The sequence below is a fragment of the Enterobacter chinensis genome (assembly GCF_034008295.1).
Taxonomy (GTDB): domain Bacteria; phylum Pseudomonadota; class Gammaproteobacteria; order Enterobacterales; family Enterobacteriaceae; genus Enterobacter; species Enterobacter chinensis.
In genome coordinates this window covers 450,413-476,335 of record NZ_JARDVI010000005.1, presented here as the reverse complement: position 1 = coordinate 476,335, position 25,923 = coordinate 450,413, and the positions used below count along the sequence as shown (strand labels likewise).

Here is a 25,923-nt window from a genome sequence, read left to right as displayed (position 1 = left end):
ACCGGGCCTACTGGAGCGCACCGCGCTTTGGTAAAAACGCCCATAGCCCCGCCAGCATGACAATGGCGTACATACTCTTCCATCCCACCATCGCCAGCAACAGCAGGCAAAGCACACCCCCGACGACCGCCAGGGCTTTATAACGACCTTTCAGCAGACGACAACCCGCGAGCATACACAGCAGATAGATCATGATAAAAATGCCGTTGGCGTAGACGATCAGCGCATCCAGATTGATCTTCAGGGCGTAAATACACAGCGTGCTCAGCACGCAGCAGCCCAGTACGCCATTCAGGGCGTTCAATGGCAGCTGGCGTTTAGACAGGCGCGCAAGGCGGCTCTCGGGCTTATAGCGCGCCTGAGACCACACCAGACGGGCAAAACTCTGGATATAAATATTAAGGCTGGCAAAACAGGCCAGATAGCCTATAATGCAGGCGACCCATAACGCTTTTACCCCAAACAGCTGCACCACAATGCCGGGGAGCGAGGCAGCGGCAGCTTTATCCGCACCGAAGGCGTCGAAGTGTAATACCAGTACGGTACAAGCCCAGTAAACCGTACCAGCCAGCAGCAGGCCAATCATTAGCGCGCGCGGGAAATCGCGTTCAGGCTGTTTAAATTCAGAGGCCAGATGGGCGAACGCTTCAAGTCCAACAAAACACCAGAACATGACGGAGAGTGCGGCGAAAAGCTGTGAATGGTCGACGTCTGTTACCGCCGGGAAGGGAATATCTTTCAGCGTGATATCACCCGCCCACCAGATGACGGCAATTAAGGTAATAATCAATACCGCAACCAGCGTTTGCAGATTCGCGCTCGAGCTGGCGCCGCGAGAGCCAACCCACCAGACGATAGCCAGCGTACCCAGTTCGGCCAGCAGCAGCTGTTCGTTATGCCAGCCAAACAGCGCCTGACCAAAGCCGGTCGCAATATGCAGCGCCGCAGGGAGGCCAACCGGAATAACGGAGAGAAACAGCCAGCCGGTCACACGCTCCAGTCGCGGGCCAAAGGCCAGCCCGACAAAGTGCGCCACGCCTCCCGCGCTGGGGAAATGCCGCCCAAGGATGGCAAACACAATGGCTATCGGAAAAACCAGCACAATCAGCACCGGCCACGCCCACAGGCTGTTATTTCCTGCCACCAGCGCCGCCAGTGCCGGTACGGCAAACACACCCGTACCTAACAAGGAGGTGGAGAGCAGGCCAACACCTTGCGCCAGCCCCAACTCCTGCTTGAGTCCACTCATTGACATCGCCCTGCCAATACGAAAAGAGAGGCGATGGTAACACTTTCGCAAATTTTTTTTTCAGCTCCCCCTTGAAGGGGGAAAAAGCTAACCCCATCTCTCAGGGCACTAGTCGGAAAACCGCATGCGGGCCGACGTCATCCATAACTGATAATGACTTTCTCAAAGGAGAGCTATCAATGAGTATTCGTCCGTTACATGATCGTGTGATCGTCAAACGTAAAGAAGTTGAAACCAAGTCTGCTGGCGGCATCGTTCTGACCGGTTCTGCAGCAGCCAAATCAACGCGTGGCGAAATCATCGCTGTCGGTAAGGGCCGCATCCTGGAAAACGGAACTGTGCAGCCACTGGACGTTAAAGTTGGTGACATCGTAATTTTCAACGATGGCTACGGCGTGAAATCCGAGAAGATCGACAATGAAGAAGTGTTGATCATGTCCGAGAGCGACATTCTGGCAATTGTTGAAGCGTAATTTACGCACGAGAATTTGAGGAAATAAGAACATGGCAGCTAAAGACGTAAAATTCGGTAACGACGCTCGTGTAAAAATGCTCCGCGGCGTAAACGTACTGGCAGATGCAGTTAAAGTGACCCTGGGCCCGAAAGGCCGTAACGTAGTGCTGGATAAATCCTTCGGCGCGCCAACCATCACCAAAGATGGTGTTTCTGTAGCACGTGAAATCGAGCTGGAAGACAAGTTCGAAAACATGGGTGCGCAGATGGTGAAAGAAGTTGCCTCTAAAGCGAACGACGCTGCAGGCGACGGTACCACCACCGCAACCGTACTGGCGCAGGCTATCATCACCGAAGGTCTGAAAGCCGTTGCTGCGGGTATGAACCCAATGGATCTGAAACGTGGTATCGACAAAGCTGTCACTGCCGCTGTAGAAGAACTGAAAGCGCTGTCCGTACCATGCTCTGATTCTAAAGCGATTGCTCAGGTTGGTACTATCTCCGCTAACTCCGACGAAACCGTAGGTAAACTGATCGCGGAAGCGATGGATAAAGTCGGTAAAGAAGGCGTGATCACCGTTGAAGACGGTACCGGTCTGGAAGACGAACTGGACGTGGTTGAAGGTATGCAGTTCGACCGCGGTTACCTGTCCCCATACTTCATCAACAAGCCAGAAACTGGTGCTGTTGAGCTGGAAAGCCCATTCATCCTGCTGGCTGACAAGAAAATCTCCAACATCCGCGAAATGCTGCCAGTTCTGGAAGCCGTTGCAAAAGCAGGCAAACCACTGGTTATTATCGCTGAAGACGTTGAAGGCGAAGCGCTGGCAACGCTGGTGGTTAACACCATGCGCGGCATCGTGAAAGTGGCAGCGGTTAAAGCACCTGGCTTCGGCGATCGCCGTAAAGCGATGCTGCAGGATATCGCTACCCTGACCGGCGGTACCGTAATCTCTGAAGAGATCGGTATGGAACTGGAAAAAGCGACCCTGGAAGACCTGGGCCAGGCGAAACGCGTTGTGATCAACAAAGACACCACCACCATCATCGATGGCGTGGGTGAAGAAGCCGCTATTCAGGGCCGCGTTGGTCAGATCCGCAAGCAGATCGAAGAAGCAACTTCTGATTACGACCGTGAAAAACTGCAGGAGCGCGTAGCGAAACTGGCAGGCGGCGTTGCGGTAATCAAAGTCGGTGCTGCGACTGAAGTTGAAATGAAAGAGAAAAAAGCACGCGTTGACGATGCGCTGCACGCGACTCGTGCTGCGGTAGAAGAAGGTGTGGTTGCTGGTGGTGGTGTTGCGCTGGTGCGTGTTGCCGCTAAACTGGTTGGCCTGACCGCGCAGAACGAAGATCAGAACGTGGGTATCAAAGTTGCGCTGCGCGCAATGGAAGCACCTCTGCGTCAGATCGTATCCAACGCCGGTGAAGAGCCATCTGTTGTGACCAACAACGTGAAAGCGGGCGAAGGTAACTACGGTTACAACGCGGCAACGGAAGAATACGGCAACATGATCGACTTCGGTATCCTGGACCCAACTAAAGTGACCCGTTCTGCTCTGCAGTACGCGGCATCTGTAGCGGGTCTGATGATAACTACCGAGTGCATGGTGACCGACCTGCCTAAAGGCGATGCACCTGACTTAGGTGCTGCTGGCATGGGCGGCATGGGCGGTATGGGCGGCATGATGTAATCGTGCGCTTTACCTCTTAGAATGTGAAAAACCCCCGGGCAGAAATGCTCGGGGGTTTTTCTTTTGGTCATCTTTTAGGTATAAGATTTACACACGGACAACTACTGTCCAGCTTATTGAAACCGAGGAATAACATGCGCGTAAAAGTCTGTGCAGGGATCGTAGGAGCAGCATTGCTGCTGGCGGGTTGTAGCTCCAGCAATGAGCTGTCGGCAGCGGGCCAGGGTGTTCGCTTTGTGGAAGATAAGCCGGGCAGCGAATGCCAGCTGTTAGGCACCGCATCCGGTGAGCAAAGTAACTGGATGTCGGGTCAGCATGGCGAAGAAGGGGGCTCGATGCGCGGTGCGGCGAATGCCCTGCGTAACCAGGCTGCGGCAATGGGCGGTAACGTAATTTACGGCGTGAGCAGTCCAACGCAGGGAATGCTGTCCAGCTTCGTGCCGACGGCCAGCCAGATGAACGGCCAGGTCTATAAGTGCCCGAACTGAGTTAACTTGCTGATGGCGCTGTGCCCGGACCTCGTAGGGCTGGTAAGCGTAGCGCCACCTGCCTTTTACTTCTGCCGCAGCTGCAAGTCCAGCGGCGTCTTACTCGGCTCACCGCCAATCTCACGTGCCAGCTTCGGCACCATATAGCCTGAAACCAGTGTTAACAGTTCGCGCACGATCTGCCGGGCTTCTTCATCCGTCACCATGAAATGGGCCGCGCCCTGAACGCGATCCAGCACGTGAAGGTAATAGGGCAGCACGCCCGCATCAAACAGCGCATTGCTCAGATCGGCCAGCACGCGGGCGCTATCATTTACGCCACGCAGCAGCACGCTCTGGTTCAGCAGCGTCACTCCCGCTTTACGCAGACGCGCCATCGCCGTGCGAAAGGCATCGTCAATTTCGTTCGCGTGGTTAATGTGGTTCACCAGCAGGACCTGCAGTCGAGACTGCTCCAGGCGCGAAACCAGGCCGTCAGTGACACGTGCCGGAATGACAATCGGTAAACGGCTGTGAATGCGCAGACGCTTAATGTGCGGGATGGCTTCAAGCTGGCTTAGCAGCCAGTCCAGCTCATGATCTTTCGCCATCAGCGGGTCGCCCCCGGAAAAAATAATCTCATCCAGCTCCGGATGGGTGGCGATATAGTCCAGCGCGACCTGCCAGTTGCGTTTATTGCCCTGGTTTTCGGCATACGGGAAGTGCCGACGGAAGCAATAACGACAATTTACCGCACAGCCGCCTTTTACCAGCAACAGGGCACGGTTGAGATACTTGTGCAGTAAACCCGGAACCACACTGTTCTGCTCTTCAAGAGGATCGGTGCTATATCCCGGCGCAGTAATGAACTCATCTTGCGAAGTAAGCGTTTGTTTTAATAAAGGATCGTCAGGGTTCCCTTTCTCCATTCGGGCAACAAACGCGCGGGGAACACGCAGGGCAAAGAGGCGCTTCGCCTCCCGGCCTGCAAGCAACTCTGGGTGTTGATCGAGGTCTAAAAGACGCAGCAATTCATCAGGACTGGTGATTACATCGGCAAGTTGCGATAACCAATCTTCTCTGGACGGGGTGTTTAGGGTTACAATATGCGCCATTTTGTGGCTTAGCTACCAGTTAACAAATTTAGAGGGCCTTATGGCAACGTACTATAGCAACGATTTTCGTGCTGGTCTTAAAATCATGATGGACGGCGAACCGTACGCGGTTGAAGCCAGCGAATTCGTTAAACCAGGTAAAGGCCAGGCATTCGCACGCGTTAAGCTGCGCCGCCTGCTGACCGGTACCCGTGTTGAGAAAACCTTCAAGTCTACTGACTCCGCTGAAGGCGCTGATGTTGTTGATATGAACCTGACCTATCTGTACAACGACGGTGAGTTCTATCATTTCATGAACAACTCCACTTTCGAACAGCTGTCTGCTGATGAGAAAGCGGTAGGTGATAGCGCTAAATGGCTGCTGGATCAGGCTGAGTGCATCGTGACCCTGTGGAACGGCCAGCCTATCGCTGTGACCCCACCAAACTTTGTAGAGCTGGAAATCGTTGAAACCGATCCAGGTCTGAAAGGCGATACCGCCGGTACTGGTGGTAAGCCTGCCAAACTGTCTACCGGTGCAGTGGTTAAAGTTCCGCTGTTCGTACAGACTGGCGAAGTGATCAAAGTGGATACCCGCTCCGGCGAATACGTATCACGCGTGAAGTAATAGTCAGGGCGCAGCGCCCGCTGCGCCTGATTTTTGCAGGCAGGGATGATGAAACGTACCGTTAAAATTCTGCTTCTGTTAGCGCTTTCCAGTGCATTGCTTTCCGGCTGTAACACCACGCGTGGAATGGGACAAGACATCCAGGATCTTGGTCATATCATTTCTCACGCTGCCAGCTAAGTTCGTCTAATTTTCCTAAAAATGCTTCCTTTTCCGTCAACCGACGGGATCTTGTCTATTCTTAAGTTGCTATACACAAAACAACTTTGGCTATAAAAGGAAGATATTATGGTTAAGAAGACAATTGCAGCGATCTTTTCAGTCCTGGTACTTTCTTCAGTGTTAACAGCCTGTAATACCACGCGTGGCGTCGGTCAGGATATTTCTGAAGGTGGCAGTGCAATCTCTGGCGCGGCAACCAAAGCTCAGCAGTAATTAACAAACGGTACGAGACCAGGCGGGTTTCGTACCGTCAGCTTTCTGATTCCTGCAGGGATAAGAACGGTGAAAAACGCGTATCCATATGCAGTTTCATGCGGATATTGCGTTTATAGGTATAAACCGTTTTTCCGTTGATACTCAGGTGAGCAGCAATCTTCTGATTGCTCGCGCCGTCCATCCACAATGTCAGCACTTTCTCTTCCTGCCGGGTCAGCAAGGGAGCAGCCATCGTTGGCCTTTCAGCGCTTGCGCGCGACTTTAATGCGTCGTTGATAACCGTTGCCACTTTATCAAGATGGGCGTTTTTCAACAGCGACGACCAAACCGGGAACTGTCCAAGCCAGTCTGTCATGCCACTGTCTTCTCCCGATTGCAGCAAAATAAACGGCAATCGTTCACTGGCGTTAAGCAAGGAAGAGAGCTGTTGAAAATGGTGGATATCCTGCCTGAAGCCGTACAGGTCAGCGATAACCAGCGTGGGTTTCCATTGCAGAATATGCTCTCTGGCAAGAAACAGATTATTCAGCCCGGTCACGACGAAGTGCCCCGGGAACAAACCGGAATGATTGAGCCATGCTTCAAACCCCGTGCGGGTGAAGTGACAACGGTCAATCAAAAGAATTTTGAACATATTTTATTCGCAGTCGGCTAGTGGTTTGGCTTCCTGCCATCAGAAAGCACATCATCATAGAGAAGTCGGATGAGTGCTAAATGCCGGAACTACGCGCCATACTGCGGCTATTTCTTGCCTTAACGTGTTCAGCAGAAAGGGATTGAAAAAAAATCGCACGCTAACCACAATATAGGGCGTAATCTCTGCCTTACGGGACGACCCGTAAGCGTTTCTTTCACCGGGGACGGCCCCAACTTGTATTAAGTTAAGGAGCCTGAAATGTCCTGGATCGTTCTTTTTATTGCCGGCCTGCTCGAAGTGGTATGGGCGATTGGCCTGAAATATACCCATGGTTTTACCCGCCTGACGCCAAGCGTCATCACCGTTACTGCGATGATTGTGAGTATCGTCATGTTGTCCTGGGCGATGCGCTCTCTGCCTGTGGGAACGGCTTATGCCGTCTGGACGGGTATTGGTGCGGTAGGTGCTGCCATCACGGGCATTCTGCTGCTGGGAGAGTCAGCGAGTCTGGCGCGTATCGCCAGCCTCGCTCTGATTGTGGCCGGGATCATTGGGCTGAAGCTCAGCGCCCACTAATGGGGTTGTTCTACCCAGATGAGTTTTGATACATCAAACCCTTGCCGGGTCGCGACGCCCAGCATCTGCTGTTTCATCTCCGCTGAGATGGTTGGCGTGCGGGAGAGTATCCACAGGTAGTTGCGATCCGGCCCGCAGACCAGCGCATGGCGGTACTCTCTGTCGAGTGCGATCACGTTATAGCCGCCATAGAAGGGGCCAAAGAAAGAGACTTTAAGCGCGGCTCTTCGCGGGTCGCCAGTGAAGTACGCTTTCCCAATCGACTGTTGCCACATCTCCCTGTCGGGATTATAGCCCCGGTTGATCACCTGAATACCGCCATCATCCATCGGGCTGTAATGTGCAGTGACCTTCTCTAAGCCCTGCTCAAACCGGTGGTCGAGGCGCGCAATTTCATACCATGTTCCGAGGAAGCGTTGTGCATCGAAAGGCGTGACGACGGTAACGCCAGGTGGTGGGGTAGGGGAACTGCAGGCAACCACTAAAAACGCGGCTGTCACCGCGGCGATAACAGGCAGAATGCGCATAGGAGTTTCCTTACTGTTTTTTGTTAAGTGTAGATGACAGCAGGGAAAATGCGGAGGATTGTGCGGAGTGTTTAGCCGGGTAAGCGAAACCGCTACCCGGCAATGTTTTACTGCAGCGTGTCGAGAATGCGGTATGCCGCCTCAACGCGTGCCGGGTTCGGATAGCTTTTATTCGCGAGCATCACAATACCGATCTGCTTTTCAGGAATAAATGCCACGTAGCTGCCAAACCCGCCAGTCGAGCCTGTTTTATGGACCCAGGACGCTTTCACCGGAGGAGCCGGTGGATTCACCTCTGCCACAGGCAATGGCGCCAGTGCCACCTTATTGTCGCTGCTCCCGACCACGGTTTTGGCATCGACCGGCCAGTTAAGCATCTCCCAGCCCAACCCTTGATACATAGCCCCCACGCGCCAGTAGCGATACTGCGCCAGGGCAATGCCTTGCCTGAGTGAGGTATTCTGAAGGGAATCGGGGGCCATGTTGACCATCACCCAGTTCGCCATATCCTTCACGTTGGTTTTTACGCCATAGGCTTCCGCGTCGAGCATTCCTGGCGAAACGTGTACCGCTTTACCGTCACGGTATCCCCAGGCGTAATGCGCCTCTTCCGCTTTCGGAACGTTAATCCACGTATGGTCAAGTTTGAGCGGCTTAAAGACCCGCTTCGTCATGGCCTCTTCAAAGCTCATGCCGGAGGGTTTAACCGCGAGGGCGCCAAAAAGACCGATGCTGGCGTTCGCATAAAGACGCGTGGTGCCCGGCTTCCACTGCGGTTGCCAGTTTTGATAAAAACGCAGCAGAGAGGCGTTATCAGTAACCTCATCCGGTACCTGCAGCGGTAACCCTCCTGCGGTATAGGTTGCCAGATCCAGCATGCGAATTCCCTGCCACTGCTTTCCTGTCAGCTCAGGCCAGTACTTTGTCACCGGATCGCCCAGCGATATTTCACCGCGAGCAATAGCATCTCCACCCAATACGCCGGTGAAGGTTTTACTTATAGAGCCCAGCTCGAACAAGGTTTGCGGGGTTACGGGTTTGTTCGCTGCGACATCAGCTTTACCAAAGGTAAAATAGTGCGGCTGACCCTGATAAATCACCGCCACCGCCATACCCGGGATGGCCTGCGCTTTCATTAGCGGCGTAACGGTACGTTGTACCACCTCAGCCAGCTCTTTTTCTGACATTGGCGCAGCAAATACTGAGCAGGAGGCGCTGAGCAGCAGGGCGCAGCAAAGGGATTTTGTCATCATCAGTTATCTTCCGTAATAGCGGTTCAAGAGAGTGTCCGGGCCCTTCAGACAGCAGTAGTCTGTTGGATTTGACTGTGGCTGACAAACGGTTAAATTTAGCATTAGCTGTTAATTTTTCTAACGGATGAGACCATGACGCGAAGTTATCTCCCGCTTAATTCGCTTCGAGCCTTTGAAGCCGCCGCAAGACATCTCAGTTTTACGCATGCGGCCATTGAGCTGAACGTGACCCATTCTGCCATTAGCCAGCATGTTAAAACGCTGGAGCAGCATCTTAACTGTCAGCTCTTCGTGCGCGTTTCGCGCGGGTTAATGTTGACCACCGAGGGGGAAAATTTACTGCCGGTGCTGAATGACTCGTTCGACCGTATTGCCGGAATGCTGGATCGCTTTGCCAGCCATCGCGCTCAGGAGAAGCTAAAAATAGGTGTGGTGGGCACTTTCGCAACAGGGATGTTATTTTCGCAGCTGGATGATTTTCGCCGTTGCTATCCGCATATTGATCTTCAGCTTTCCACCCATAACAACCGCGTCGACCCGGCTGCTGAAGGGCTTGATTACACCATTCGCTACGGTGGCGGAGCGTGGCATGGAACCGATGCTGAATTTCTTTGCCCTGCACCGCTGGCTCCGCTCTGTACCCCCGACATTGCCTCCTGCCTGAAAAGCCCGGCAGATATCCTGAAGTTTACCTTGCTGCGCTCCTTTCGGCGCGACGAGTGGGCCGCGTGGATGCAGGCAGCGGGTGAGCATCCTCCCTCGCCGACGCACCGGGTGATGGTGTTTGATTCGTCCGTGACCATGCTTGAAGCGGCTCAGGCCGGCGTAGGGATTGCCATTGCACCTGTCGATATGTTTACCCATTTACTCAGCAGCGAGCGCATTGTGCAGCCGTTTGCAACGCAGATTGACCTCGGCAGCTACTGGCTGACAAGACTACAGTCGCGGACAGAAACCCCCGCAATGCGCGAGTTTGCTCAGTGGCTGGTGGGGAAGATGCAGAAATAAAAGGCCCGCCGGATGGCGGGCCAGATGCGTCAGATAGTGACTACGGCAATCAGCGTCACCACGGTCAGGATGGTCGCCAGACCGTAGAATACCCATTTACCGTTCGGTACATGGATTTTCAGGTCATGCATCGCATGGTGAATACGGTGCAGGCCACACCACAGCGGCAGGACGATCATCAGGAAGATGAACACGCGACCGATAAAGCTGCCCGCGAACGCCAGTACGCGTTCGTAGCTCAGCGCATCGCCCGGGAACAGCCCCAGCGGCAGCATAATGCCGACCAGCAGGATGATGACGGGGGCGATGATGGCGCTCCACATGCCGCCAGCGCCAAACAGACCCCAGAAGACCGGCTCGTCAGAACGTTTTGGATTTGGATTGATCACAGTAGTCTCCTTACCAGAACAGTGCGACAAACAGAATGACCACGGTGACAAGAATTGTCACTGCCCAGAGTCCTTTAATAACAGGCTCTGGCCCCATTTTCTCGCCTTTAACGATGATGTTCGCCGCTTTTGGTGCCAGTTCAAACCAGGTTTTGGTATGTAGCAGCGCAGCCGCGAGCACGATCAGGTTCAGAACAATGATGATCGGGTTTTGCAGGAAGCCAACAAAACTCGCCCAGGTTTCCGGACCGTGCTTGAGGGCAAAGACACCATACATCAGTTCAAGGCTGAACCAGACTGCCGGTACCGCCGTGCCTTCACGCAGCATGTAGAAGCGATAAAACGGCAGATTTTTCCACCAGGTGGACGGCACAGGCCGAACATAGGCTTTGCGTTTAGTCGTCATCATGCACTCCTTAGCGTGGTTTCAGGGTAGCGATAAGAAAGTCTTTCGAGCTTTCCACTTTCCCCTGCTGAATGGCGGCGGCCGGGTCGACGTGCTTCGGACAAACTTCGGAGCAGTAACCCACAAAGGTACAGCTCCAGACGCCGTTCTGGCTGTTAAGCTGCGCCATACGTTCTTTTTTACCGTGGTCGCGGCTGTCCTCGTTATAGCGGTGCGCCAGCGTAATGGCGGCCGGGCCGATGAACTCGGGGTTCAGCCCAAACTGTGGACAGGCGGCGTAGCAAAGACCGCAGTTTATGCAGCCGGAGAACTGATGATATTTCGCCATCTGGGCCGGCGTCTGGGTGTTTGGCCCCTGATCTGGCGTGCGCGGGTTGCCAATGATGTACGGCTTAATGGCTTCCAGGCTTTCGATAAAGTGAGTCATATCGACGACCAGATCGCGTTCAATCGGGAAGTTACCCAGTGCTTCAACCTTGATGCCTTTGGTGTACTCGCGCAGGAAGGTCTTACAGGCCAGCTTCGGCACTTTGTTAACCATCATGCCGCAGGATCCGCAGATCGCCATGCGGCAGGACCAGCGGTAGCTCAGGTCCGGCGCCAGGTTGTCTTTAATATAGCCGAGCGCATCCAGCAGGGAGGTTTGCTCGTCATAAGGCACTTCATAGAAAGCGCTATGCGGTGCGGCGTCCACCTCCGGGTTGTAGCGCACCACTTCAATTTTCAGTTTTTGCATCTCAGCCATTCACCTTCTCCTTCTTCTCGGCGGCTTCTGCTTCTGCACCGTACACGCGTTTAGCCGGTGGCAGCGTGGTGATTTTCACGTCGCTGTAGTCCAGACGTGTGGTGCCATCCGCATCGCGCCAGGCGAGAGTGTGTTTCAGGAAATTGACGTCGTCACGTTCAGTACAGCCTTCATCAAGACGCTGATGTGCCCCTCGCGACTCTTTACGCGCTAGCGCAGAGTGCGCCATACATTCCGCCACGTTCAGGCCGTGACCCAGCTCGATGGTGTAGAGCAGGTCGGTATTGAAGACGCTGGAGGTATCGGTGATGCGTACGCGCTTGAAGCGCTCCTGCAGCTCCGCCAGCTTATCGACGGTTTTTTGCATCAGCTCAGGGGTACGGTAGATACCGCAGCCTTCTTCCATCGACAGACCCATTTCATCACGGATCTTAGACCAGTTTTCGTTACCTTCCTGGTTCACCAGATCTTTCAGGCGTTTTTCAACGTCTGCGACCTGCGCATCGAGCGCGGCACCGTTGGCTTCGCCTGCTGTAGCCGCACGCTCCATCGCGCGCTCGCCCGCCATGCGGCCAAAGACGACCAGCTCTGCCAGCGAGTTAGACCCGAGACGGTTGGCACCGTGCAGACCCACGGAGGAACATTCGCCCACGGCAAACAGACCTTTGATGCGGGTTTCACACTGCTGGTCGGTTTCGATTCCGCCCATGGTGTAGTGCGCCGTTGGGCGTACCGGAATCGGCTCTTTCACCGGGTCGACGCCCACGTAGGCTTTTGCCAGTTCACAGATGAACGGCAGACGTTCCAGCAGTTTCTTCTCGCCGAGGTGGCGCAGGTCAAGATAGACCACATCGCCGCGCGGCGTGGAGATGGTGTTGCCTTTGCGCCACTCGTGCCAGAAGGCCTGGGACACTTTGTCGCGCGGACCGAGTTCCATGTATTTGTTCTTCGGCTCGCCGAGCGGGGTTTCCGGACCCATACCGTAATCCTGCAGATAGCGGTAGCCGTTTTTGTTGACCAGAATACCGCCTTCGCCGCGGCAGCCTTCCGTCATCAGAATGCCTGAACCTGGCAGGCCGGTTGGGTGATACTGCACGAATTCCATATCGCGCAGCGGTACGCCGTGACTGAGCGCCATGCCCATGCCATCACCGGTGACGATGCCGCCATTGGTATTGTAGCGGTACACGCGTCCCGCACCGCCCGTTGCCATCACCACCGCCTTGGCGCGGATCTGGACGAGTGTGCCTTCCATCATGTTCATCGCCACCAGGCCACGCGCCTGTCCGTCATCAACCAGAATGTCGAGGACGAAATGCTCATCAAAGCGCTGAATTTGTGGGAACTGAAGGGAGGTCTGGAAGAGGGTATGCAGCATGTGGAAGCCGGTCTTATCGGCAGCGAACCAGGTACGTTCGATCTTCATTCCGCCGAAGCGGCGAACGTTGACGCTGCCGTCCGGACGACGACTCCACGGACATCCCCACTGCTCAAGCTGGGTCATCTCCGTTGGACAATGGTGCACAAAGTAGTCAACGACATCCTGTTCGCAAAGCCAGTCGCCCCCTGCAACCGTGTCGTGGAAATGGTATTCAAAGCTGTCATGATCCTGCGCAACGGCGGCGGATCCTCCTTCTGCTGCCACAGTGTGGCTGCGCATTGGATAGACTTTTGAAATCAATGCGATTTTAGCGTTTGGATTAGCTTGCGCTGCAGCAATCGCAGCACGTAATCCAGCCCCGCCAGCGCCAATTACGGCAAGATCGGCCTGAAAAGTTTGCACGACATTCCTCCAGATTTTTGTTATTTCGCAACGCGACAAACTAAAGGTAGTTCACCCGTCCAAAAGGACGATTGCGAAAGCGTTTCCACTGCTCCTTTATGGGTAAAACAGTATAACCGTGTAGATGACAGGGAAATTTGACGTGTTCGATTTTTTTGCTGTTCTGTACGGCGATTTATCATGGAGATTGATGAATTACGTCACGTAATTGCTCACTTAAATGAAATGCGCTTTTTTACTGCGCAAAATTTGTCTCTGTCCCAGCTAACGAGTAGACTTCGTGCCCTTGTATGAAATCGGAGAACAACTCATGAGCGAAACGGCCACCTGGCAGCCGAGCGCATCCATTCCAAATCTGTTAAAACGCGCAGCAATTATGGCGGAGATTCGCCGTTTCTTTGCCGACCGCGGAGTCCTGGAGGTGGAAACGCCGTGCATGAGTCAGGCAACGGTAACGGATATTCATCTGGTCCCGTTTGAAACCCGTTTTGTTGGCCCTGGTCACTCTCAGGGTATGAATTTGTATCTGATGACCAGCCCGGAATATCACATGAAGCGCCTGCTGGCGGCAGGATGTGGCCCGGTGTATCAGCTGTGCCGTAGCTTCCGTAATGAAGAGATGGGGCGTCACCACAATCCGGAATTCACCATGCTGGAGTGGTACCGTCCGCATTATGATATGTACCGCCTGATGAATGAGGTGGACGATCTGCTGCAGCAGGTACTGGAGTGCCCGGAAGCGGAAACGCTCTCCTATCAGCAGGTTTTCCAGCGCTATCTGGAAATCGATCCGTTATCCGCGGACAAGCCTCAGCTGCGCGAAGTGGCGGCAAAGCTGGATCTGAGCAACGTGGCAGATACCGAAGAAGATCGCGATACGCTGCTGCAACTGCTGTTCACCTTTGGCGTTGAACCCCAGATTGGCAAAGACCGTCCGACGTTTGTCTATCACTTCCCGGCAAGCCAGGCCTCACTGGCACAGATCAGTACCGAGGACCACCGTGTGGCAGAGCGTTTTGAGGTCTATTACAAAGGCATTGAACTGGCTAACGGTTTCCACGAACTGACTGACGCCCGCGAACAGCAGCAGCGTTTCGAGCAGGATAACCGCAAGCGCGCCGCGCGTGGCCTTCCGCAGCAGCCTATTGATACCAACCTGCTTGAAGCGTTAAAAGCGGGTCTGCCGGATTGCTCCGGCGTGGCGCTGGGTGTGGATCGTCTTGTGATGCTGGCCCTGGGCGCAGAACAGCTGGGTGATGTGATTGCGTTTACCGTAGATCGCGCCTGACGGCTTTTCCCCTCTCCCGTGGGAGAGGGTTGCCTTGCTATCTTACAAACTTCCCGCCGGGCGCTTACGCGCCGCTGACGTCAGTGTTCTTCCACTCTTGCGACCGTCCAGCGTTTCCAGACGCATCTGGAACGGTGGGAACGGCATATCAATACCGTGCTCGCGGAAGCCCGCCAGAATCAGCTGGTGGATCTCATGACGCAGCGGCATACGGTGCCCCATTTCGGCGGCGTAAATTCGCAGCTCGAAAATCTGGATCCCTTGCTGTAGATCAACCAGGAACACTTCCGGCGCCGGGTTATCGAGCACCAGAGTACAACGTTCGGCGGCGGTGTAGAGGATCTGCGTAACCTCTTCACTGTTGGCATCCGACGGGGCCGGCACGGTCAGCACCACACGCGTGACGGAGTCTGACAACGACCAGTTGATAAACTGCTCGGTGATAAACGCCTTATTTGGCACGATGATCTCTTTACGATCCCAGTCGCTGATCGTTGTGGCGCGGGTATTGATCTTCGTTACGCTCCCGGTCAGATCGCGGATCGTCACCGTATCGCCAATACGAATCGGTTTTTCAAACAGGATGATCAGGCCGGAAACAAAGTTTGCGAAAATCTCCTGCATACCAAAGCCAAGACCAAACGTCAGCGCGGCGACCAGCCACTGCAATTTAGACCACTCAATGCCAATCATTGAGAACCCAACCATCCCGCCAAAGAGCAGAATCAGGTACTTAGTGATGGTGGTAATGGCGTAACCCGTCCCCGGGGTTAAATCCAGATGTTGCAGCAGCGCCAGCTCCAGCAGCGCCGGGAAGTTGCGGACCAGCTGCGTGGTGATGATCAACACCAGAATGGCAATCAGCACCGCCCCTAAGGTAATCGGCTCCAGGCTTTCAACACCCTGCACCGTGGACGTCACGTCCCACAGGGAGATGTTCTCCAGGAAGCCAAATGCGGAATGGATCTCCGACCACAGGAAGATGACCGACAGAAGGGCAATCAGCATCAGGATGGAACGAACCAGACGCAGGGACTGGGTGCTGATGGCATCCAGATCCAGTTCGACCTCGTCCGCTTCCGTCGTGCCTTCCGTACTGTTGACATGGTTTGGCTCCTCCTCACCACGCGCTCGCTGGGCGAGGATCTCTGCCCGGCGGTGCTTGGCACGGTCAAACGCCAGACGGCGCCGCTGGATCAACATCCAGCGGCGGATCACGTGGTACACCACCAGAAGCAGGAACCAGATTGCCACCGAGGTTTCCAGCCGCGCCAGCAGCGCCTGCGCGGTTGCCAGGTAACCCACCGCGGCCGCCAGCATTGCAATCAACGGCGCGCTAAGCAGCAGGTTCCAGAGCAGCCGGTTGAACATGTTGTCGCCGCTACCGGATTTATCCAGATAGAGAGGTATACCGGCGCGCTTCAGGCTGAGCGTGACGATGGCCAGCGCCCCGCAAATCAGCATAAAGCAGAGACGGCCCAGCGAGCCTGAGAACTCCCGGTCGTTGAGATTATCGAACATGATCAGCGCCATAATCAGCGGCACAATCAACCCGATGCTCATCAGGTAATAACGCATGGCGCGTGCAACGCGGTTACGCGGCCAGCCAAAGTGGGCGATAAACAAGCCGTTGGGGCGCGCGAACGTGGCGCAGATCATCACGACCCACAGCAGGGGCACGGTGGCGGTGACGCCATCGCCAATCGCTACCGCGAGGGGATAGGGCCAGGCTTCCCGCAGGCCATACCCCAGCGTCATCCATAGCACTGGCAGCGGGGAGGCAACAAGAATCGACCAGAATACGGTACGCAACGTCAGCCAGAAGTGATCCTGGGTGACCTTGCCTACCCGGGAGCTGGACCGCTCCAGGAAACGGGTGAAATGTCTGCGCGAGTAAATGCTGCAGCCCACCAGAATCAACGCTCCCAGCAGCGGGAAAATGGTCTCTTTGCTGGTGAGCATCATCACGCTGGCCTGGCCCAGCTGGCTGAAGGTGTCCAGCGAAATCAGACGGCGCAGATCCTGGACAATATCAATCGGCCACGAGAAGGTCATCGGACGCACGTCGGACGTCCAGAAGAGATAACGGTGCGTTGCCTCGTTCACCTCTTTCAGCGCATCTTCCAGCTGGCTGTTAGAAACCTTCAGCTTGGTCAGTTCCAGAATCAACGTATCCCCGCCCTGGAGCAGAGAGTTCAGCAGTTCCCGCTGGGTGCGCAGCTGCGCTTCCAGAATACGGTTTTGCTCGCTGGTCAGGGGTTGTCCGTCAGCCTGACGGATCTGGCGGATTTGCGGCTGTTTATTGAGGAGATCTTCAAAGTGCAGCCGCTGAACGCGCAGCTGGGCCATCTCGGTATCCAGCTGTTGCGGCTTCGGCATTTCCGGCAGACGTGCGACCTGGGCGCGTAGCGCCTCACCCAGCAGGTTTGATGACCCAAGCCACTGGGACTGTTCGCGCAGGGTATTGAGCGCCTGGCGAACCTGAAGGGTTTGATTGGTGGCCTGGCGCTGTTGCGAGGCAACCAGATCCATACGCTGCGCCTGTTGATTCAGCGCGGCAGACAGCTCACGGTTAATCTTAAATTGTTGGACAATACCGGCAGGCAGATTATCGCTGTTTTCCGCCAGCAGTTCAGTACTTTCCAGCGCGCGCTCCGCTTCACGCTGGCGCTGGCTGTTGAGCTGATTGCGCAGGGCCTGTAGATACGCGTCCAGTTGCTCGCTCTGCTTCTGAGCGAGTTCAGAGCGCATCCGCGACAGTTCCTGACGGTTATTGGCGGAGAGCTGCGCCAGCTCCAGCTCATCGACAAGGGCCTTCAGACGAGCCGATTCTGCCTGCAGGCCCAGATTTTGTGCCTGAGCTTGTGGCGTATTGCCGCTTTGTGTCCCAACGCGACGCTCAACTTCATTAAGCTGGCGGCGGGCGTCGGTTTGCTGTTGCGGTAGCTGGCTGAGGGAGTCGGCAATTTCACGCGCACGCTCCTGCTCCTGCTGCGCCAGACGGCTCTTTTCAAGAAGCTGGCTGCTGACCTGCAGGATCTCCTGGTTCAGGGCGTCGGAGGTCATGCCTGCGGGCACGTCGCGCGGTTCATCTCGCAGATTATTGAGCTGCGCGCGCAGCGTCTGCGAGAGTTTAGGGAAGTTGTCGATAACCTGCTGATACTGCTGAGCGCGCTCAAGAGAGCCTTTCCGCTCTTCAAGCGCGTTCAGGGCAGACTGGAGCGACTCAACCGTCTCTGGCTGAGCGGGTTTTGCCGCTTTTGCCTGCTCCAGCTCCTGGGTTATCTGTTTGGCGTCGGGGGCTGTCGCTGCGTACGCCCCCATGCTGAGGCACCAGGCCATCAGTAGAACGATAATCGGGCGCACGTCAGCGATCCTTCTGTTGTTAGCCTTCGTCTTTTTTGTCGTCAACCAGCGGGCTGGCGTCGTGTTCGGCAATAATCTCTTCTTCTGCCAGCGGCGCAGGTTCTGCGTCAGGCGTCACGAAGGTTTCGGTAGAGATTGCCAGAGGCTGGCCCAGTTTAGTGACCGACAAGCTTTCGAGTTGTTCAGCCAGCTTCACTTTGCCCGGCGCAAACAGGTTGATCACGGTTGAGCCCAGCTTAAAGCGACCCATCTCCTGGCCTTTCAGCAGAGCCACAGAGCCTTCCGCTTCACCGGCAGGCCAGGTCCAGCGCTTGATCACACCTTCGCGAGGCGGGGTGATGGTGCCAGCCCAGACGGTTTCAATGCTGCCTACAATGGTCGCGCCCACCAGAATCTGCGCCATAGGGCCAAATTCAGTATCAAACAGGCAGATGACACGCTCGTTGCGGGCAAACAGGTTCGGGACGTTTTGCGCGGTCAGATGGTTGACGGAGAACAGGTCGCCCGGGACGTAAATCATCTCGCGCAGGATGCCGTTACACGGCATGTGCACGCGGTGGTAGTCGCGCGGTGACAGATAGGTGGTGGCAAACGTACCGTTACGGAACAGATCCGCCATCAGGTAGTTTCCCGCCAGCAGGGCTTCCAGGCTGTAGTTATGACCTTTTGCTTGCAGGATTTTATCGTCTTCGATATCACCTAACTGGCTAATCACGCCGTCTGCTGGCATCACCAGGACGTTAGGGTCGGTGTTTACCGGGCGCACTTCGTCACGCAGCGGGCGCACGAAAAACTCGTTGAAGGTACGGTAGCTGGCGGTATCCGGCTTCTGCGCCTCTTTCATATCGACCTTGTAATATTTTACGAAAAGGTCGATGACCAGTTTGGTCAGCCAGCCTGCTCGTTTGCTCGCGCCCCAGCCCGCCAGGCGAGTGAGCCACAGTTTTGGCAGAATGTATTGAAGCGAAAGTTTAAATGCGTTTAACAAGGTAGCCTCCAGGCCATTGTTTTGTCGTTCCTGATCCGGTGTGAAGCCGCCGGAACCTGAAAAAAGGGGACGATTTTAGCGATGCTTAGCTTAGTTGTCAGTTATCAGAATCAGAAAAGTTTTTACGCGTTTTTACGTCTTCCATGCTCTCAAGAATACGGTGGTAGTTCTCAAAGCGAGTTTCCGCAATTTCACCGTTCTCAACCGCTTCACGGATAGCGCAGCCCGGGTCGTTATCGTGTTTACAGTCGCGGTATTTGCAAGCGCCTAAATAGTCATGGAATTCGACAAACCCGTTGAAGATTTGTTCCGGCTCGAGATGCCACAAGCCGAATTCACGCACGCCAGGGGAGTCGATCACGTCGCCGCCGTGTGGGAAGTGATACAGCCGCGAGGCGGTGGTGGTGTGCTGGCCCAGACCGGAGACATTGGACACATCGTTAGTCAGGATCTCTTGCTGGAGGCCGAGCAGATTATTCAGCAGACTTGATTTACCCACGCCGGACTGACCGGCAAAGATGCTGATACGGTCGGTCAGTGCCTCTTCTAATGGCTTAAGGCCATCTTTAGTGTGGCTGGAGACCATCAGCACGCGATAACCAATCTTGCGGTAGATATCCATCTGCTCATTCACGAAGGCCATGCCGTCGTCATCCAGCAGATCGATTTTATTCAAGACAATGATCGGCTCAACCTGCAGCGTTTCACAGGCGACGAGATAACGGTCGATAATATTGAGCGAGAGCTCAGGTAAAATCGCCGAAACGATAACAATCTGGTTAATATTGGCGGCAATAGGTTTAACCCCGTCGTAAAAGTCTGGACGGGTGAGCACCGACGTGCGTTCATGCACGGCTTCAACGATACCTTTCACCGTTACGCCTTCGGCGGCTTCTTTACCCGGACGCCAAACCACGCGATCGCCGGTAACCAGTGAACGGATGGTGCGGCGGATATTACAACGGTGAATATCCCCGTCGGCGGATTCGACATCGGCATGCATACCAAAACGGCTAATCACGACACCTTCTGTCGCTTCGCCAAACAGGTTGTCGTCGTAATCCGGCTTCTCCGAAGTGGTTTTAAGACGGCGCTGGTGATTGGCGTTGACACGGCGCTGCTGCCCTTTGGAGAGTTTATTTTTACTCAATCGCGCTGGCTCCTGGTCGCCCATGATGGGCAAAACCTCTATGATACACTCTAATTAATACTAGTTAACCTGCTACTGCTGGTTATGCGAGAAGGGTGGAAAATAACATGAGCGCGGATGAAAACAACCTGATTTGGATCGATCTTGAAATGACCGGGCTGGATCCCGAGCGCGATCGCATCATTGAAATTGCAACACTGGTCACCGATGCCAACCTGAATATTCTGGCTGAAGGGCCCACTATTGCGGTTCATCAGTCAGACGATCAGCTTGCGCTGATGGATGAGTGGAACGTGCGTACCCACACCGGCAGTGGCCTGGTTGAGCGCGTGAAGACGAGTACCATGGGCGACCGCGAAGCGGAGCTGGCGACGCTTGAGTTCCTGAAACAGTGGGTTCCGGCAGGCAAATCACCTATCTGCGGTAATAGCATCGGCCAGGATCGCCGTTTCCTGTTTAAGTACATGCCGGAGCTGGAGTCTTATTTCCATTATCGTTATTTGGATGTCAGCACCCTGAAAGAGCTGGCGCGCCGCTGGAAGCCTGAAATCCTGGACGGCTTTAAAAAGCAGGGGACGCACCAGGCAATGGACGACATCCGCGAGTCCGTGGCGGAACTGGCGTACTACCGCGAAAACTTTATCAAGCTGTGATTTTGCGACCTGGTGCCTTGCGTGAGCGTGTTTTTGCCGTTAAATTGTTCAGCTTGCCGATTAAATAGGCACTTGAACTGAATTTCGAAAAAATCGCTTTAAGGGGGGTTGCAGCTAAACGGATTTCTCGTATAATGCGCCTCCCGTAACGACAGAGAATTACACGTTACGACAGCTACAAAAGCAGTACAGATTTGCGGGAATAGCTCAGTTGGTAGAGCACGACCTTGCCAAGGTCGGGGTCGCGAGTTCGAGTCTCGTTTCCCGCTCCAAAATTTGAAAGTGCTTCCATGGCACAGACCACCCAAGCGGGAATAGCTCAGTTGGTAGAGCACGACCTTGCCAAGGTCGGGGTCGCGAGTTCGAGTCTCGTTTCCCGCTCCAAATTCTTATTCATCTCTAAAATATCCACAGCGAAAAGATTCGTTGGGGACGTTTTCTGTTGCCTCTGAAATACTCTTGTAAACAGAGTTATCCACAGAAACTGCGCTTAACCGGAGCAGAGTTAAAACTTAGCAGGGTGAATAGTATCTTTATAATATACTGTATTTGCTAGAGAAAATTTGATTTCAAAATGTTATTGAGATCACTTGACCTCTACCCTAAGCCAGATGGCGCTTGAGTTTGTAATTTTATTCACAGGCTGTGAATAGTTCAGGCATCCCGCGTAAGCCCTTTTTCAATCACCCTCACCAGCCGCTGTTTCTTCGGTAACTGCACCTCGACCACGCAGGCATTACGCTTCTCGATTTGCTGCGCAATCGCCCATTCTATGTGTTCATCAAGAAGTGGGTGCTCACCTCTACGGCTTTCAAGCGCCCGGATATTCGCTTCATCCCACGGGGCATTCCCCAGCGCAACGGCAACATTACGCAGCCAGCGCAGATGACCGATGCGGCGAATGGCCGAACCTTCCGTCACTTTCAGGAACCAGGCTTCGGTCCAGGCGAACAGTTCAATGAGCTGCGGCGCATGCAGCGCCTTACGCGGGCTGAAATCCTCTTCATCCGTAAGCTGCGAATAGCGGTTCCATGGGCAAATGAGCTGGCAGTCGTCACAGCCGTAGATTCGGTTGCCAATAAGCGGTCGAAATTCTTCAGGGATCGCCCCTTCCAGTTCGATGGTGAGGTAGGAGATACAACGGCGCGCATCAACAGTATAAGGCTCGACGATGGCACCCGTCGGGCAGATGGTCATACAGGCCACGCAGCGCCCGCAGTCTTCCTCTACCGGGCCGTCTACCGGCAGCGGTAAATCAATCAGCAGTTCACCCAGGAAGAAGAACGATCCGGCGTCACGGCTAAGGATAAGTGAGTGCTTACCTGTCCAGCCTAGCCCGGCTTTTTCAGCGATCGGTCGCTCAAGAATGGGCGCAGAATCGACAAAGGGTCTAAAATTCAGCGAAACACAGTGCTGCTGAATAGTTTCCCCGAGTTTTTTTAAACGGTTACGCAAGAGCTTATGGTAATCACGCCCCAGGGCGTACCGGCTGACGTAACCCAGAGAGGGGTTTTTAAGCGTGCGCGCAAAGGCCGCGTTGGCGGGCAGGTAGTTCATGCGCACGCTGATGACGCGTAATGTGCCCGGTAAAAGCTCGTGTGGACGGGCGCGCATCATGCCATGACGCGCCATCCATTCCATCTCGCCGTGGTATTGTTTATCCAGCCAGGCCTGCAGTTTCGGCTCGCTGGCGGAGAGGTCGGTATCGGTAATACCCACCTTCTGGAAGCCGAGCTCAGCACCCCACTGTTTAATTTTTTGCGCTAACTGATTGAGATCGAGGGGCTGTGACATGACGGACCATACGGTGAAGAAAAACCCCGCAAGTATACCACATTCCATCTGGCATGCGGACGCGCTCCGGCGTGCCGAAAAAGAGGCTGCAGACAGTCTCGGTATTACCCTTTATGAACTGATGCAGCGCGCAGGCGAGGCCGCATTCAACGTTGCTCGCAGCGCGTTCCCGCAATCCCGCCACTGGCTGATTTTGTGCGGACACGGTAATAACGGCGGTGACGGCTACGTCGTTGCCCGTCTTGCGGTTGCAGCAGGTCTGCGCGTTACGTTACTGGCTCTTGAGAGTGATAAACCGCTGCCGGAAGAGGCCGGCGCGGCGCGAGACGCATGGCTGAATGCAGGCGGTGTGATTCATGCGGCTGATATCGTCTGGCCAGAGGATGTTGATCTGATTGTTGATGGTCTGCTGGGTACCGGGCTACACAGTGCGCCTCGCGAAAACATTGCCGCGCTCATTGCACACGCCAACAGACATTCCGCGCCAGTGGTCGCCCTGGATATCCCGTCAGGCCTGATCGCTCAAACGGGGGCGACGCCGGGGGCGGTGATTCAGGCTGCGCATACGGTGACCTTCATCGCCCTGAAGCCGGGGTTACTGACCGGCAAAGCGCGGGAGGTGGTCGGCGTGTTGCACCACGCTGCGCTGGGGCTGGAGAGCTGGCTGGCCGGGCAGGAAACGCACCTCGCGCGGTTTGATGCGTCTCAGCTTGCCGAATGGCTTCCGCCCCGACGTCCGACATCCCATAAAGGCGATCACGGCAAGCTGGTGATTGTTGGCGGTGACCACGGCACGGCGGGCGCTATCCGTATGGCCGGTGAAGCGGCATTGCGAAGCGGTGCCGGTTTAGTGCGAGTACTCACTCGCATTGAGAATATTGCGCCGATAATCACAGCCCGACCGGAACTGATGGTCCATGAGCTTACGCTTCAGACCCTTGAGGAAAGCCTTGAATGGGCGGATGTGGTCGTCATTGGTCCCGGGCTTGGACAGCAGGCGTGGGGTAAACAGGCCCTGCAAAAGGTCGAGAATTTTCGTAAACCGATGCTGTGGGATGCCGACGCGCTGAACCTTCTGGCAATCAATCCGGATAAGCGTCACAATCGCATTCTGACGCCACACCCCGGCGAAGCCGCGCGGCTGCTTAACTGCAGCGTGGCAGAAATTGAAAGCGATCGCTTACTTTCTGCTCAGCGTCTGGTAAAACGTTACGGAGGTGTTGCTGTTTTGAAAGGGGCAGGAACCGTTGTCGCCAGCGATGAGGCGCAGGGCATTATTGATGCCGGAAATGCGGGCATGGCGAGTGGCGGAATGGGCGACGTGCTTTCCGGTATCATTGGCGCGTTGCTTGGACAGAAACTTCCCCTTTATGATGCAGCCTGTGCGGGCTGCGTGGCCCACGGTGCCGCGGCAGATAAACTGGCTGCGCGTTACGGTACACGCGGTATGCTGGCCACCGATCTCTTTTGCACGCTGCGGCGTGTTGTTAACCCGGATGTGATTGACGTAGAAAATGACTAATCGAGCGATTCCTTTACCTGATGAACAAGCCACTTTAGAACTCGGCAAGCGCGTGGCGCAGGCCTGTCAGGGGGCAACCGTCATTTATCTGTATGGTGATTTAGGTGCGGGTAAAACCACCTTCAGCCGGGGTTTTTTGCAGGCGTTAGGGCATAACGGGAATGTGAAAAGCCCAACCTACACGCTGGTGGAACCGTACACCCTTGAGAATCTTATGGTGTACCACTTCGATTTATACCGCCTTGCGGATCCTGAGGAGCTGGAATTTATGGGGATCCGTGATTATTTTGCCAATGATGCCATCTGCCTGGTGGAGTGGCCGCAACAAGGTGCGGGTGTGTTGCCTGACCCGGATGTCGAAATTCACTTAGATTACCAGGCACAAGGGCGTGAGGCACGCATCAGTGCAGTTTCCTCATCAGGCTGTTCCTTACTGGCCCGTCTGGCCGGTTAAGCGTAGGGATGACGGGATGATAAATCGCGTTAAAGGTTGGTTGTTGGCTGCCACGGTGCTGCTGTGCGCGCAGGCCGGGGCCGCAAACCTCTCAGATATTCAGGTATCAAACGGCGAAAGCCAGGCCCGGATCACGTTCAGCTTTATGGGCGATCCTGAATATGCGTTCTCACAGCCAGACAGCCACAGCGTGGCGCTGGATATCAAACAGACAGGCGTGATCCAGGGGTTACCGCTGCGCTTCAGCGGTAACAACCTGGTGAAAAGTATCCGTTCGGGCACGCCGCAGGATAGTCAGTCGTTACGCCTGGTGGTCGATTTGACCGAAAAGGGTAAAACGAAGGCGGTGAAGCAGCAAAACGGGGCGAACTATACGGTGGTCTTTACCATCAGTGCCGACGCACCGCCACCGCCTCCACCGCCGCCGGTCGTTGCTAAACGTGTGGAAGAACCGGTGTATACGCCGCGTCCTTCAGAACCTGCGCGTAATCCGTTTAAATCTCAGAACGATCGCATTACTGCGGCAACCAGCAGCAATACGGTGACACGTCCTGCGGCCAGTGCGCGACGCGCGACGGTCAGCGGTGACAAGGTGATTATCGCCATTGATGCGGGTCACGGCGGGGAAGATCCGGGGGCGATTGGCCCGGGCGGTACGCGGGAGAAAAACGTCACAATCGCGGTGGCTCGCAAGCTCAGGGCGCTGTTAAACGACGACCCGATGTTTAAAGGCGTGTTAACCCGCGACGGGGATTACTTTATCTCCGTAATGGGACGCTCGGATGTGGCGCGTAAGCAAAATGCCAATTTCCTGGTCTCCATTCATGCGGATGCCGCACCGAATCGTAGCGCAACTGGCGCCTCGGTTTGGGTGCTGTCAAACCGCCGGGCGAACAGTGAAATGGCAAACTGGCTTGAAGAGCATGAGAAACAGTCTGAACTGTTAGGCGGTGCGGGTGATGTGCTGGCTAATAGCCAGTCTGACCCATATCTCAGCCAGGCGGTGCTGGATTTACAGTTCGGTCATTCCCAGCGCGTCGGGTATGATGTCGCCACTAACGTACTGAACCAGCTGCAGGGCATTGGGGCATTGCACAAGCGCCGTCCGGAGCATGCGAGCCTGGGGGTTCTGCGTTCGCCGGATATTCCATCGATCCTCGTGGAAACGGGCTTTATCAGCAATAACAGTGAAGAGCGTTTGTTGGGTAGCGACAGCTATCAGCAACAAATTGCCGAAGCGATTTATAACGGCTTGCGCAAATATTTTGAGGCGCATCCTCTGCAGTCCGCGCCGCAGGGCGGAGCAGCCCAGACGGCCAGTGCCGCGCTGCCGGGCGAGACGACAGCGACAAACTAAGGA

26 protein-coding genes and 2 tRNA genes are annotated in these 25,923 nt (G+C 55.1%); 15 read left to right on the top strand and 13 right to left on the bottom strand.

What is annotated here, in order from left to right:
- Positions 1-7: 7 nt before the first annotated feature.
- Positions 8-1,249 carry an L-methionine/branched-chain amino acid transporter gene (gene yjeH / locus PYW49_RS17400; protein ID WP_320387066.1) on the bottom strand — a complete coding sequence of 414 codons (1,242 nt, stop codon included), beginning with the start codon at positions 1,247-1,249 and terminating at the stop codon, positions 8-10.
- Positions 1,250-1,428: 179 nt separating this feature from the next.
- Here yjeH and PYW49_RS17395 point away from each other — a divergent pair, with 179 nt between their 5' ends.
- The 3 genes from PYW49_RS17395 to PYW49_RS17385 all read left to right on the top strand — a co-directional run bounded on the left by PYW49_RS17395 (position 1,429) and on the right by PYW49_RS17385 (position 3,885).
- On the top strand, positions 1,429-1,722 hold the full coding sequence (locus PYW49_RS17395; protein ID WP_003855929.1) for a co-chaperone GroES: 294 nt from the start codon (positions 1,429-1,431) through the stop codon (positions 1,720-1,722).
- Positions 1,723-1,753: 31 nt separating this feature from the next.
- Positions 1,754-3,397 (top strand): chaperonin GroEL, encoded by a 1,644-nt coding sequence (gene groL, locus PYW49_RS17390; protein WP_134349405.1) that lies wholly within the window; start codon positions 1,754-1,756, stop codon positions 3,395-3,397.
- A gap of 134 nt (positions 3,398-3,531) precedes the next feature.
- Positions 3,532-3,885, top strand: coding sequence for a DUF4156 domain-containing protein (locus PYW49_RS17385; RefSeq protein WP_047346101.1), 354 nt, complete (start codon positions 3,532-3,534; stop codon positions 3,883-3,885).
- 65 nt (positions 3,886-3,950) lie between these two features.
- On the opposite strand, the gene epmB is transcribed toward PYW49_RS17385, so the two are convergent.
- A complete protein-coding gene (epmB, locus tag PYW49_RS17380; protein ID WP_320387065.1) occupies positions 3,951-4,979 on the bottom strand; it encodes an EF-P beta-lysylation protein EpmB in 1,029 nt (342 codons plus the stop codon).
- 40 nt (positions 4,980-5,019) lie between these two features.
- Between epmB and efp the strand changes: the two genes are divergently transcribed.
- The 3 genes from efp to ecnB all read left to right on the top strand — a co-directional run bounded on the left by efp (position 5,020) and on the right by ecnB (position 6,021).
- Positions 5,020-5,586 (top strand): elongation factor P, encoded by a 567-nt coding sequence (gene efp / locus PYW49_RS17375; RefSeq protein WP_010427766.1) that lies wholly within the window; start codon positions 5,020-5,022, stop codon positions 5,584-5,586.
- 48 nt (positions 5,587-5,634) lie between these two features.
- Complete coding sequence (locus PYW49_RS17370; RefSeq protein WP_024907352.1) at positions 5,635-5,766, top strand: entericidin A/B family lipoprotein; 132 nt, start codon at positions 5,635-5,637, stop codon at positions 5,764-5,766.
- Between the two features lie 108 nt (positions 5,767-5,874).
- Positions 5,875-6,021, top strand: coding sequence for a lipoprotein toxin entericidin B (gene ecnB / locus PYW49_RS17365; protein ID WP_003025482.1), 147 nt, complete (start codon positions 5,875-5,877; stop codon positions 6,019-6,021).
- A 37-nt stretch (positions 6,022-6,058) separates the two neighbouring features.
- Here the strand turns inward: ecnB and PYW49_RS17360 are convergent, their stop codons facing one another.
- Positions 6,059-6,658: a helix-turn-helix transcriptional regulator gene (locus PYW49_RS17360; RefSeq protein ID WP_320387064.1), complete on the bottom strand. Its 600-nt coding sequence runs from the start codon at positions 6,656-6,658 to the stop codon at positions 6,059-6,061.
- Positions 6,659-6,919: 261 nt separating this feature from the next.
- Between PYW49_RS17360 and sugE the strand changes: the two genes are divergently transcribed.
- Entirely contained in the window at positions 6,920-7,237 is a 318-nt protein-coding gene (sugE, locus tag PYW49_RS17355) for a quaternary ammonium compound efflux SMR transporter SugE (protein ID WP_134349408.1), read from the top strand.
- Here sugE and PYW49_RS17350 read toward each other — a convergent pair.
- Together PYW49_RS17350 and blaACT are read right to left on the bottom strand one after the other, a co-directional pair.
- The gene (locus PYW49_RS17350) at positions 7,234-7,764 is read right to left on the bottom strand and encodes a lipocalin family protein (RefSeq protein ID WP_134349409.1); all 531 of its coding nucleotides are present in this window, start codon (positions 7,762-7,764) and stop codon (positions 7,234-7,236) included. The two genes, sugE and PYW49_RS17350, sit on opposite strands and share 4 nt — an antisense overlap.
- A 107-nt stretch (positions 7,765-7,871) precedes the next feature.
- Positions 7,872-9,017, bottom strand: a complete 1,146-nt coding sequence (gene blaACT / locus PYW49_RS17345) for an ACT family cephalosporin-hydrolyzing class C beta-lactamase (protein ID WP_320387063.1) — start codon at positions 9,015-9,017, stop codon at positions 7,872-7,874.
- Positions 9,018-9,149: 132 nt separating this feature from the next.
- Between blaACT and ampR the strand changes: the two genes are divergently transcribed.
- Positions 9,150-10,025: a LysR family transcriptional regulator AmpR gene (ampR, locus tag PYW49_RS17340; RefSeq protein WP_320387062.1), complete on the top strand. Its 876-nt coding sequence runs from the start codon at positions 9,150-9,152 to the stop codon at positions 10,023-10,025.
- 29 nt (positions 10,026-10,054) lie between these two features.
- On the opposite strand, the gene frdD is transcribed toward ampR, so the two are convergent.
- From frdD to frdA, 4 genes are read right to left on the bottom strand one after another with little or no spacing between them, the layout of a single operon-like run.
- Positions 10,055-10,414 carry a fumarate reductase subunit FrdD gene (gene frdD, locus PYW49_RS17335; protein ID WP_134349412.1) on the bottom strand — a complete coding sequence of 120 codons (360 nt, stop codon included), beginning with the start codon at positions 10,412-10,414 and terminating at the stop codon, positions 10,055-10,057.
- Between the two features lie 10 nt (positions 10,415-10,424).
- The gene (gene frdC / locus PYW49_RS17330) at positions 10,425-10,820 is read right to left on the bottom strand and encodes a fumarate reductase subunit FrdC (protein ID WP_134349733.1); all 396 of its coding nucleotides are present in this window, start codon (positions 10,818-10,820) and stop codon (positions 10,425-10,427) included.
- 10 nt (positions 10,821-10,830) lie between these two features.
- Entirely contained in the window at positions 10,831-11,565 is a 735-nt protein-coding gene (gene frdB / locus PYW49_RS17325; RefSeq protein ID WP_134349413.1) for a fumarate reductase iron-sulfur protein, read from the bottom strand.
- On the bottom strand, positions 11,558-13,348 hold the full coding sequence (frdA, locus tag PYW49_RS17320) for a fumarate reductase (quinol) flavoprotein subunit (RefSeq protein ID WP_320387061.1): 1,791 nt from the start codon (positions 13,346-13,348) through the stop codon (positions 11,558-11,560). The genes frdB and frdA overlap by 8 nt, the downstream gene beginning before the upstream one ends.
- A 310-nt stretch (positions 13,349-13,658) precedes the next feature.
- On the opposite strand from frdA, the gene epmA reads away from it, so the two are divergent.
- Positions 13,659-14,636 carry an elongation factor P--(R)-beta-lysine ligase gene (epmA, locus tag PYW49_RS17315; protein WP_047346111.1) on the top strand — a complete coding sequence of 326 codons (978 nt, stop codon included), beginning with the start codon at positions 13,659-13,661 and terminating at the stop codon, positions 14,634-14,636.
- A 42-nt stretch (positions 14,637-14,678) separates the two neighbouring features.
- Here the strand turns inward: epmA and mscM are convergent, their stop codons facing one another.
- From mscM to rsgA, 3 genes are all read right to left on the bottom strand, one after another.
- Positions 14,679-18,002 (bottom strand): miniconductance mechanosensitive channel MscM, encoded by a 3,324-nt coding sequence (mscM, locus tag PYW49_RS17310; protein WP_134349414.1) that lies wholly within the window; start codon positions 18,000-18,002, stop codon positions 14,679-14,681.
- 19 nt (positions 18,003-18,021) lie between these two features.
- Positions 18,022-18,990, bottom strand: a complete 969-nt coding sequence (gene asd / locus PYW49_RS17305) for an archaetidylserine decarboxylase (RefSeq protein ID WP_134349415.1) — start codon at positions 18,988-18,990, stop codon at positions 18,022-18,024.
- Between the two features lie 97 nt (positions 18,991-19,087).
- The gene (gene rsgA / locus PYW49_RS17300) at positions 19,088-20,140 is read right to left on the bottom strand and encodes a small ribosomal subunit biogenesis GTPase RsgA (RefSeq protein WP_010427739.1); all 1,053 of its coding nucleotides are present in this window, start codon (positions 20,138-20,140) and stop codon (positions 19,088-19,090) included.
- A 107-nt stretch (positions 20,141-20,247) separates the two neighbouring features.
- Between rsgA and orn the strand changes: the two genes are divergently transcribed.
- From orn to PYW49_RS17285, 3 genes are all read left to right on the top strand, one after another.
- Positions 20,248-20,793: an oligoribonuclease gene (orn, locus tag PYW49_RS17295; RefSeq protein ID WP_134349416.1), complete on the top strand. Its 546-nt coding sequence runs from the start codon at positions 20,248-20,250 to the stop codon at positions 20,791-20,793.
- A gap of 196 nt (positions 20,794-20,989) precedes the next feature.
- Positions 20,990-21,065: transfer RNA gene (locus tag PYW49_RS17290), tRNA-Gly, on the top strand.
- A 36-nt stretch (positions 21,066-21,101) separates the two neighbouring features.
- Positions 21,102-21,177 (top strand) — tRNA-Gly (locus tag PYW49_RS17285).
- Positions 21,178-21,447: 270 nt separating this feature from the next.
- Here the strand turns inward: PYW49_RS17285 and queG are convergent.
- Positions 21,448-22,587 (bottom strand): tRNA epoxyqueuosine(34) reductase QueG, encoded by a 1,140-nt coding sequence (gene queG, locus PYW49_RS17280; protein WP_134349417.1) that lies wholly within the window; start codon positions 22,585-22,587, stop codon positions 21,448-21,450.
- Between queG and nnr the strand changes: the two genes are divergently transcribed.
- Genes nnr through amiB form a run of 3 tightly spaced genes read left to right on the top strand, consistent with a single transcriptional unit; the run spans position 22,586 to position 25,920 of the window.
- The gene (nnr, locus tag PYW49_RS17275) at positions 22,586-24,109 is read left to right on the top strand and encodes a bifunctional ADP-dependent NAD(P)H-hydrate dehydratase/NAD(P)H-hydrate epimerase (protein WP_320387060.1); all 1,524 of its coding nucleotides are present in this window, start codon (positions 22,586-22,588) and stop codon (positions 24,107-24,109) included. The two genes, queG and nnr, sit on opposite strands and share 2 nt — an antisense overlap.
- Positions 24,102-24,563: a tRNA (adenosine(37)-N6)-threonylcarbamoyltransferase complex ATPase subunit type 1 TsaE gene (gene tsaE, locus PYW49_RS17270; RefSeq protein WP_134349419.1), complete on the top strand. Its 462-nt coding sequence runs from the start codon at positions 24,102-24,104 to the stop codon at positions 24,561-24,563. Before nnr ends, tsaE begins: the two co-directional genes overlap by 8 nt.
- A 16-nt stretch (positions 24,564-24,579) precedes the next feature.
- The gene (amiB, locus tag PYW49_RS17265; protein ID WP_320387059.1) at positions 24,580-25,920 is read left to right on the top strand and encodes an N-acetylmuramoyl-L-alanine amidase AmiB; all 1,341 of its coding nucleotides are present in this window, start codon (positions 24,580-24,582) and stop codon (positions 25,918-25,920) included.
- The last annotated feature ends 3 nt before the right edge of the window (positions 25,921-25,923 follow it).

Excerpts from the sequence above, each read along its gene's own strand:
- yjeH (WP_320387066.1), bottom strand. The coding sequence starts at position 1,249 with ATGAGTGGACTCAAGCAGGAGTTGGGGCTGGCGCAAGGTGTTGGCCTG.
- PYW49_RS17395 (WP_003855929.1), top strand. The coding sequence starts at position 1,429 with ATGAGTATTCGTCCGTTACATGATCGTGTGATCGTCAAACGTAAAGAA.
- groL (WP_134349405.1), top strand. The coding sequence starts at position 1,754 with ATGGCAGCTAAAGACGTAAAATTCGGTAACGACGCTCGTGTAAAAATG.
- PYW49_RS17385 (WP_047346101.1), top strand. The coding sequence starts at position 3,532 with ATGCGCGTAAAAGTCTGTGCAGGGATCGTAGGAGCAGCATTGCTGCTG.
- epmB (WP_320387065.1), bottom strand. The coding sequence starts at position 4,979 with ATGGCGCATATTGTAACCCTAAACACCCCGTCCAGAGAAGATTGGTTA.
- efp (WP_010427766.1), top strand. The coding sequence starts at position 5,020 with ATGGCAACGTACTATAGCAACGATTTTCGTGCTGGTCTTAAAATCATG.
- PYW49_RS17370 (WP_024907352.1), top strand. The coding sequence starts at position 5,635 with ATGAAACGTACCGTTAAAATTCTGCTTCTGTTAGCGCTTTCCAGTGCA.
- ecnB (WP_003025482.1), top strand. The coding sequence starts at position 5,875 with ATGGTTAAGAAGACAATTGCAGCGATCTTTTCAGTCCTGGTACTTTCT.
- PYW49_RS17360 (WP_320387064.1), bottom strand. The coding sequence starts at position 6,658 with ATGTTCAAAATTCTTTTGATTGACCGTTGTCACTTCACCCGCACGGGG.
- sugE (WP_134349408.1), top strand. The coding sequence starts at position 6,920 with ATGTCCTGGATCGTTCTTTTTATTGCCGGCCTGCTCGAAGTGGTATGG.
- PYW49_RS17350 (WP_134349409.1), bottom strand. The coding sequence starts at position 7,764 with ATGCGCATTCTGCCTGTTATCGCCGCGGTGACAGCCGCGTTTTTAGTG.
- blaACT (WP_320387063.1), bottom strand. The coding sequence starts at position 9,017 with ATGATGACAAAATCCCTTTGCTGCGCCCTGCTGCTCAGCGCCTCCTGC.
- ampR (WP_320387062.1), top strand. The coding sequence starts at position 9,150 with ATGACGCGAAGTTATCTCCCGCTTAATTCGCTTCGAGCCTTTGAAGCC.
- frdC (WP_134349733.1), bottom strand. The coding sequence starts at position 10,820 with ATGACGACTAAACGCAAAGCCTATGTTCGGCCTGTGCCGTCCACCTGG.
- frdB (WP_134349413.1), bottom strand. The coding sequence starts at position 11,565 with ATGGCTGAGATGCAAAAACTGAAAATTGAAGTGGTGCGCTACAACCCG.
- epmA (WP_047346111.1), top strand. The coding sequence starts at position 13,659 with ATGAGCGAAACGGCCACCTGGCAGCCGAGCGCATCCATTCCAAATCTG.
- orn (WP_134349416.1), top strand. The coding sequence starts at position 20,248 with ATGAGCGCGGATGAAAACAACCTGATTTGGATCGATCTTGAAATGACC.
- nnr (WP_320387060.1), top strand. The coding sequence starts at position 22,586 with ATGACGGACCATACGGTGAAGAAAAACCCCGCAAGTATACCACATTCC.
- queG (WP_134349417.1), bottom strand. The coding sequence starts at position 22,587 with ATGTCACAGCCCCTCGATCTCAATCAGTTAGCGCAAAAAATTAAACAG.
- tsaE (WP_134349419.1), top strand. The coding sequence starts at position 24,102 with ATGACTAATCGAGCGATTCCTTTACCTGATGAACAAGCCACTTTAGAA.
- amiB (WP_320387059.1), top strand. The coding sequence starts at position 24,580 with ATGATAAATCGCGTTAAAGGTTGGTTGTTGGCTGCCACGGTGCTGCTG.